This window comes from Intestinibacter sp. (assembly GCF_034113885.1).
In the GTDB taxonomy this organism is placed as follows: Bacteria; Bacillota; Clostridia; order Peptostreptococcales; family Peptostreptococcaceae; genus Intestinibacter.
The window spans coordinates 1-7,521 of record NZ_JAXEWM010000144.1 but is presented as its reverse complement, the minus strand read 5'-3'; the positions used below and the strand labels follow the sequence as shown (position 1 = coordinate 7,521).

Annotated in this window: 7 protein-coding genes; all 7 read left to right on the top strand. The window is 30.5% G+C overall.

The genetic code is table 11. The features are described 5' to 3' along the window. Window positions 1-1,514, top strand: a 1,514-nt coding sequence (gene mutL, locus SPD90_RS08830; protein WP_320924988.1) for a DNA mismatch repair endonuclease MutL, incomplete at its 5' end; no start/stop codon positions are given. A gap of 36 nt (window positions 1,515-1,550) precedes the next feature. Then, window positions 1,551-2,492, top strand: a complete 942-nt coding sequence (gene miaA, locus SPD90_RS08825; RefSeq protein WP_320627085.1) for a tRNA (adenosine(37)-N6)-dimethylallyltransferase MiaA — start codon at window positions 1,551-1,553, stop codon at window positions 2,490-2,492. Window positions 2,493-2,556: 64 nt separating this feature from the next. Further along, the gene (gene hfq, locus SPD90_RS08820; protein WP_290686856.1) at window positions 2,557-2,799 is read left to right on the top strand and encodes an RNA chaperone Hfq; all 243 of its coding nucleotides are present in this window, start codon (window positions 2,557-2,559) and stop codon (window positions 2,797-2,799) included. Between the two features lie 202 nt (window positions 2,800-3,001). Beyond that, the gene (locus SPD90_RS08815; protein ID WP_320924987.1) at window positions 3,002-4,285 is read left to right on the top strand and encodes a methionine gamma-lyase family protein; all 1,284 of its coding nucleotides are present in this window, start codon (window positions 3,002-3,004) and stop codon (window positions 4,283-4,285) included. 137 nt (window positions 4,286-4,422) lie between these two features. Then, window positions 4,423-5,511 (top strand): SIR2 family protein, encoded by a 1,089-nt coding sequence (locus tag SPD90_RS08810; RefSeq protein ID WP_320924986.1) that lies wholly within the window; start codon window positions 4,423-4,425, stop codon window positions 5,509-5,511. Between the two features lie 41 nt (window positions 5,512-5,552). Then, the gene (locus SPD90_RS08805) at window positions 5,553-6,272 is read left to right on the top strand and encodes a DUF554 domain-containing protein (protein ID WP_320924985.1); all 720 of its coding nucleotides are present in this window, start codon (window positions 5,553-5,555) and stop codon (window positions 6,270-6,272) included. A gap of 121 nt (window positions 6,273-6,393) precedes the next feature. Next, the gene (locus SPD90_RS08800) at window positions 6,394-7,266 is read left to right on the top strand and encodes a kinase (RefSeq protein WP_320924984.1); all 873 of its coding nucleotides are present in this window, start codon (window positions 6,394-6,396) and stop codon (window positions 7,264-7,266) included. Window positions 7,267-7,521 lie beyond the last annotated feature (255 nt).

The following is a 7,521-nucleotide window of genomic DNA, read 5'->3' as shown; positions in this document are numbered from 1 at the left end:
TAGTAAAGGACCTTTTTTTCAACACTCCAGTTAGAGCTAAGTTTTTAAAATCTACTCATGCTGAAACTATAAACATAAGCGACTTAGTAAACAAACTTGCAATTGGAAATCCAGCAGTCAGACTAAAATATATAAACAACTCAAAGCTTATGCTAAATACACCTGGAGATGACAAGTTAATAAACGTAATAAGAAGTATATACGGCAAGGACATAACTGAGAATTTAATTGAGCTAAATTACGAAGACGACAAGATAAAGATATACGGCTATATCGGAAATAACAACATTTATAGATCTAATAAAAACCTACAGCATATCTACATAAACAATAGATATGTAAAAAGCAAGGTTATTTTAGATGCAATAAATGAAAGCTACAAAGGTATAATACCTATAAATAAATTTGCAGTATGCTTTTTAAATATAGAGCTAAATCCAAATGAAATAGATGTAAATATTCACCCTACGAAGCTAGAGGTCAAATTCCAAAACGAAAAGGACATCTATATAGCTATAAGGGATATAGTAAAGAACAAATTACTAAACATCAGCTTAATAGGAAAATATAAATCGTATTCTGAAAATACACCAGAAATTAATAAGCAAGATGAAAATAAATCTGCAAATGTTAAAAATAATGTAAATGAAGGATATACAGAGAAAAAGTCTAATTTATTAGATGTAAGAGAAAAAAAAGAAGAGTACACTGTAGATGAGAGAAATGATCTATCTACCTTTAAATCATTTAAAGAAGCTTTAGAACAAAATGAGCAAGAAAAAAATGATTACTACAGCGACAAGGGCTACGTTGAAGAGAAAAACTACAACGTGGAGAATTTAACATTTGAACAGACAAATACAGAAGAAAAACCTCCTGCGCCTGTAGAAGACGATACTCTAGAAAAAATACTAGATAACTCACAAAGCACTAGCTTTAGAGCCAGCGATTACAAGGTAATAGGTACAGTTTTAAATACCTATATAGTTCTAGAAAAAGGGACTTCTATGTACCTGCTAGATCAACACGCTGCCCACGAAAAAATACTATACGAAGAGTACATGAATAAATTCAAACATCAAAATATAGATATGCAGATGCTACTAGATCCAATCGTGCTAGAGCTATCGAGTGTAGATATGCTAGATGTCGAAAAAAATTTAAATTTATTTATGAAATTTGGTTTTGAAATCGAGATATTTGGAAATAATCATATTATGGTAAGAGGTGTACCTAATATTTTCGGAGTGGCTCAGTCAGAGAAGTTCGTATTTCAGATAATCGACAATATAGGAGACTTAGAGAGCAGCTACGATTTAAAGCTAGACAAGATAGCATCTATGGCATGTAGAGCAGCCATAAAGGCAAACGACAAGATTCACTTTGAAGAAATAGACTCTCTACTTTCAAAGATGGAAAAATGCGAAAATCCATTTACCTGCCCACACGGTAGACCATCTATAGTAGAAATATCTAAAAAAGAAATAGAAAAGATGTTTAAAAGAATTATGTAAAACATACAGTAATATGAGAATTGAGGAAGGAATATAATGAATAAAATACCACTTATAATACTTACGGGGCCAACTGCAGTTGGGAAGACAGATTTATCGATTAAATTGGCAAAATCACTAGACGCTGAGATAATATCAGCAGACTCTATGCAGATATATAAATACATGGATATAGGTAGCGCAAAGGTTACAGAGGAAGAGATGGATGGAGTAGTTCACTACATGATAGATGAAGTTACTCCAGATGTTCCTTTTTCAGTATCTGAATTTCAATCTAGGAGCGAAAAGTATATAGATGAAATTCACGCAAAAGGAAAAAATATAATTGTAACAGGTGGAACAGGTCTATACCTAAATTCACTTATATACGATATGGACTTCGCAAAATCAAATGCAAACAGCGAGATAAGAGAAAAGCTAGAGGCAGAATTAAAAGAAAACGGCATAGATTACATGCACGAAAAATTAAAATCTCTAGATGAGGAAGCAGCAAATAGAATCCATAAAAACAACACTAAAAGAGTCATAAGAGCTATAGAAGTATGTCTAAGTGGACAAAAGATGAGCGATTTTTCAAAGGACTTAAATTACAACGAAAAATACAAGCCTATAATAATAATTTTAAATAGAGATAGAGAAGTTCTATACGATAGAATCAACAGAAGAGTCGACATAATGCTTGAAAACGGACTTCTAGACGAAGTAAAAAGCCTTCTAAAAATGGGATATAAAAAAGACATGATTTCCATGCAGGGAATAGGCTACAAAGAGCTAATAAAATATTTAGACGGCGAGTATACTTACGAAGAGGCTGTAGAAATCATTAAAAGGGATTCGAGAAGATATGCAAAGCGCCAAATAACTTGGTTTAAAAGATATCAAGATGCTAAATGGTTCGACTTAGATAAGTACCAAGATGTGGAAAAATTAAAAGAAGATATCGTCAATCATGTTGAAAATTCGCTTAAAATTGTATAAAATAATATTAGATAGTTAAATTTTTAGCTATTTAAATAAAAAATATAAGGGAGGGCATTTAAAAATGAAAAACACAGTTTTAAATTTACAAGATTTATTTTTAAACAATGCTAGAAAAGAAAGAATACCAGTTACTATATTCTTAATGAATGGTGTACAAGTAAAAGGTAATGTAAAGGGATTTGATAGTTATATCATATTACTTGAAGGTGAAAATAGACAACAAAATATGATATACAAACATGCAGTTTCAACAATTGTACCAAGCAAATACATAAATTTACAAAATCAACAAAACAGTAGATAATTTTATATAAAAAATAAAATCTATTACATATAATTAATAAAAAGGTACTTATGCGAATTAATAACAATTTGTTAATTTGCATAAGTACCTTTTTTTCTGTCTTGAACTAAAAAATACAGTGTGTTAAAATTTTAAATGTTGGATAATTATAGATAAAAGTTAAATTATTATAGATTATAAAAAATTAATATAGGAGAGAACAATGCTAAAAGAAACTAGTGAATTATTAAAACAATTTTACGAATTAGATGAAGAGACATTTAAGTTATCAGAAGAAGTAATGGAGGATATAAAGGAAAAATTCGATGAAATAAAGGAAATCAGAGAATTTAATCAATACAAGGTATTAAAGGCTATGCAAGAGGCTAACTTGGCTGACAACCATTTTAACTGGACTACTGGATACGGCTACAACGATATAGGTAGAGAAAAAGTAGAAGAAATCTACGCAAATGTATTCGGAGCAGAAGATGCTTTAGTCAGACCTATAATAGTAAATGGAACACATGCCCTTAGTCTATGTGTACAAGGACTAGTAAGACCTGGAGATGAAATACTATCAATTACAGCTACTCCATATGACACATTACAAGGTGTAATAGGAATTAGAGAAGAAAAAGGATCTCTAAAGGAATACGGGGTTACTTACGATGAAGTTGATTTTTTAGAAGATGGAAATATAGATTTAGAAGGAATCAAGAAAAAAATCAACGACAGAACTAAATTAGTAATGATACAAAGATCTAAAGGATATTCATGGAGAAAATCTTTGAGTATACAAGATATAAAAGAAGCTATAGATGTAGTAAAATCTGTAAATAAAGACATAATAGTAATGGTAGATAACTGCTACGGCGAGTTTTTAGATACAAAGGAACCTACAGAAGTAGGAGCTGACATAATGGCTGGCTCACTTATAAAAAATCCAGGAGGAGGATTAGCTCTAACTGGAGGATATATAGCAGGTAGAGCTGATTTAGTAGAGCTTATATCTTATAGATTGACTTCACCTGGAATAGGTAAAGAATGTGGACTTACTTTTGGAACTACAAGAAACGTACTTCAAGGGTTCTTCATGGCACCATATGTTACATCTCAAGCTGTAATGGGAGCTATATTCTGTGCTAGAGCTTTTGAAAAATTAGGATACGAAGTCCTTCCTAAATACGATGATTTAAGAAGCGACATAATACAAGTTGTAAAGCTTCACAATGCTGAAGAGGTAATAAGCTTCTGCCAAGGAGTACAAGCAGCAGCGCCAGTAGACTCTCATGTAAAACCAGTTCCATGGGCGATGCCAGGATACGAAGACGAGGTAATAATGGCGGCAGGTGCATTTGTTCAAGGCTCTTCAATAGAGCTTAGTGCAGACGCTCCAATTAGACCACCATATAACGTCTACTTCCAAGGAGGACTTACTTTTGACCACTCAAAAATGGGAACTCTAAAGGCTATTCAATCTATAAAGAAATTAAATAAGAAATAAGAAAATAATTTGCTCTTATTATGATAATAATAAATAAAAATGATTATTGTCTAATAAGAGTTATTTTTTTAGTTTTACTTGTAGTATAATAATTATAACTGCTAAGTAAATTTATTTTTGGAGGGTTTTAAAGTTTTATGAATATTACTATTTTTTTAGGAGCAGGAGCTTCTGCAGCAGAAAATTTACCTATACAAAATGAATTGTTTTCACACTATTTTAAATATATACTGCCAAAAGACAAAGATAAAAAGATGAATAGAGAATTGGCTAAGTTTTTTAAAGATTTATTTTTTATAGATGTAATAAACAACGATATAGACAATATTAACTTTCCGACATTTGAAGAGGTTTTAGGGGTACTTGATTTAGCAGAGGAAAAAAGGGAATCATTTAAGCATTATAAAACAGAAAGCTACAACGACAGTAATAATACTAGCATATCGTACATAAGACAGTGCTTGATAATGTTGACGGCATATACTTTAAACAATGCAAATAGCTCTAGCAATAATTATCACGAGATGCTTGTCTCTAATTTAGTAAAGGAGGGTCTAATTTACGATACTAACTTTATAAGCGCAAATTACGATATACATATAGATAATGCTATTGGAAGCTTGTATGATGAGAAAAATTTACCGATAATGTTAAATTACGGTATAGATTTCGCAAATTTTAATTTCAGCAAAAATTCATGGAAGAGACCAGAGGGGCAAATGGTAAATCTATATAAAATTCACGGCTCATTAAACTGGCTCTACTGTCCTATATGCAACAGTATAACTCTGACACCGTATGAAGGGGGCATAATGAGGATAATAGAGCATATCAAACAGTCAGAATGTCTAAACTGCGGTGAACTGACTGTTCCAATAATCGTACCTCCGACCTACTTTAAAAATATGTCGAATGTATTTTTAAGCACTGTTTGGAATAAGTCAGAAAAAGCCCTTAGAGACAGCGATGTTTTAATATTTTGTGGGTATTCATTTCCAGAAGCAGATATGCATATAAAATACCTGCTAAAAAGAGTACAGACAAGCAGAAAAAAAGACAACCTAAAAATATTAATAGTAAATAATCACGATAAAAAGAGAAATTCAGTAATGGAAAAAGAGAAAAATAGATATGAAAGATTTCTAGGAAAGCACGTGATATACACTGAGTATTCATTTGAAGACTTTGCAAAGGATCCAAAGAAGATAATAGATTTAGCAAAATAAATTTTTAAACTAAATAATTAATATAATATGGGAGAAAAAATATGTTTGGATTAGGGGTTATCGTTAACAGTTTAGCAGTTGTTATAGCTAGCTTAGCTGCATTACTATTAAAAAATTTTATTCAAAGATTAATTAAAAAGGAAACTATAGAAAATATAAGTAACACTGTAATGGCGGGATTGGCTCTTTGTGTAATATACATGGGTATGTCAGGAGCTCTTGAATGTAAGCATCCAATAGTTTGTATTGTATCTATGGTAGTAGGAGGTATAATAGGAGAAGCATTAAATATAGATAGAGCATTAAATAAATTTGGAGAAAAATTAGAAGCCAAGTTCAATAAAAATAATAATGAACAAGTAACTATAGCACAGGGATTCGTATCAGCAAGTTTATTATTCTGCGTCGGAGCTATGGCAGTAGTTGGTTCTTTAAACAGCGGTTTATTTGGAGATAATAATATATTATATGCAAAATCAGCATTAGATGGAATTGTATCTTTCTTATTTGCACTTACTATGGGAATAGGCGTTTTATTAGCAGCTGCAGCAGTTTTTGTATATGAAGGGGCTATAGCTTTGTGTTCTTTTTTATTAAAGGGATTATTAGCTACTAGTGTTATAACAGAGATGAACGCAGTAGGAAGCTTACTTATAATGGCTTTAGGTATAAATATTATATTGAAATCTGACATAAAAGTAGCTAATTTGCTACCAGCTATGTTTATTCCAATTATTTTTGGTGTTTTCGGCGTTATCTAAAAAAACTTTTAGACAAATTTTGTATTTAAAAGGAAAATAAGCCATAAAATCAAATATAGTAATAACAAAAAAATTCGTATAGGTTTTCAAGTGAAAATTTTTACAAGGAGGTTATTACTACATGATTTTATTTGATATAAATGGAGCAGTAATAAAATTCAACGAAAAAAGAGATAACTACAACACAATAAGAAAATTATTTTTAGAATACGCACAAAAATCAAGCGATGAATTTAAAGATTACTGCGATCACAATTTAACTACACTTAGACAGATAAATGACGACTATCTAAATTTTGCAGAAGCTCTAGTCGATCAATCTATAAAAAAAGGTGTAGAAATTTTAGTAAGCTACAATGTAATTGTTGTAGATTTTAAGATATTTAAAGAGACGTATTGTGAAAAGTATTTTGATTTTAAACGCATTTTCAACAATTTTATTAAAGAAAAGAATTCTATAAACAAAAATAAACGAAATACATCAAGGCTATTCGATATAAAGCCGTTTGTAGATAGATTATCTAGAAGCCTATATAGAGATTGCTTTAATATACATATGGCTGTCATAGATGTTTTGTTAGAATACGGCGTAACAGATGTAGAGTCTTATATAGATGCAAAATCTATAAAGCAGGCAAATGCACTTTTTAACAATTACAAGGACGGATTTATAAGCAAGCCAGATAGCTATAAAATAGTCCAAAAAATTATAATGGCAAATCCTTATAGAAAAGATGTCTATGAATTTTTAATAAGAGAAGATGGAGATTTCGGATGTGAGATAGAGAGACTCACAAAATACTTAGGCTATGATATAAAACCGTACAAGGCGTATTTGATGGATATGTATATTAAAGATCTTGTAGCTCAGGAAATAAGTGATTTAGAAATTGCAAAGGAAAAAGTAAAAAAATATGCAAAATATATAGGTTGCGAAAATGACTCTATCTATATTACAAGGATAGATGCAATTTATACATTTGAGAACGCTTAAAAGCTAGCATCTGCTAGCTTTTTTGGTTCAAAAATTGCTTTATTAAATTATGTAAATTCGAAGATAAATATTATATATTAGTAATAACAGTCGATTTATGATGTAAAAAGTTTAATTTTTTAAGAATATTCAAAAACGATGTTTATTTATATACTATAGGGGTATAATAATAATGTAAAAGAAATGTTGACTAATGTGTATAATTAAAAGCTTGGGAGCCTAAGGGCTCCTTCTTTTTTGCAATTACTGGGTTTT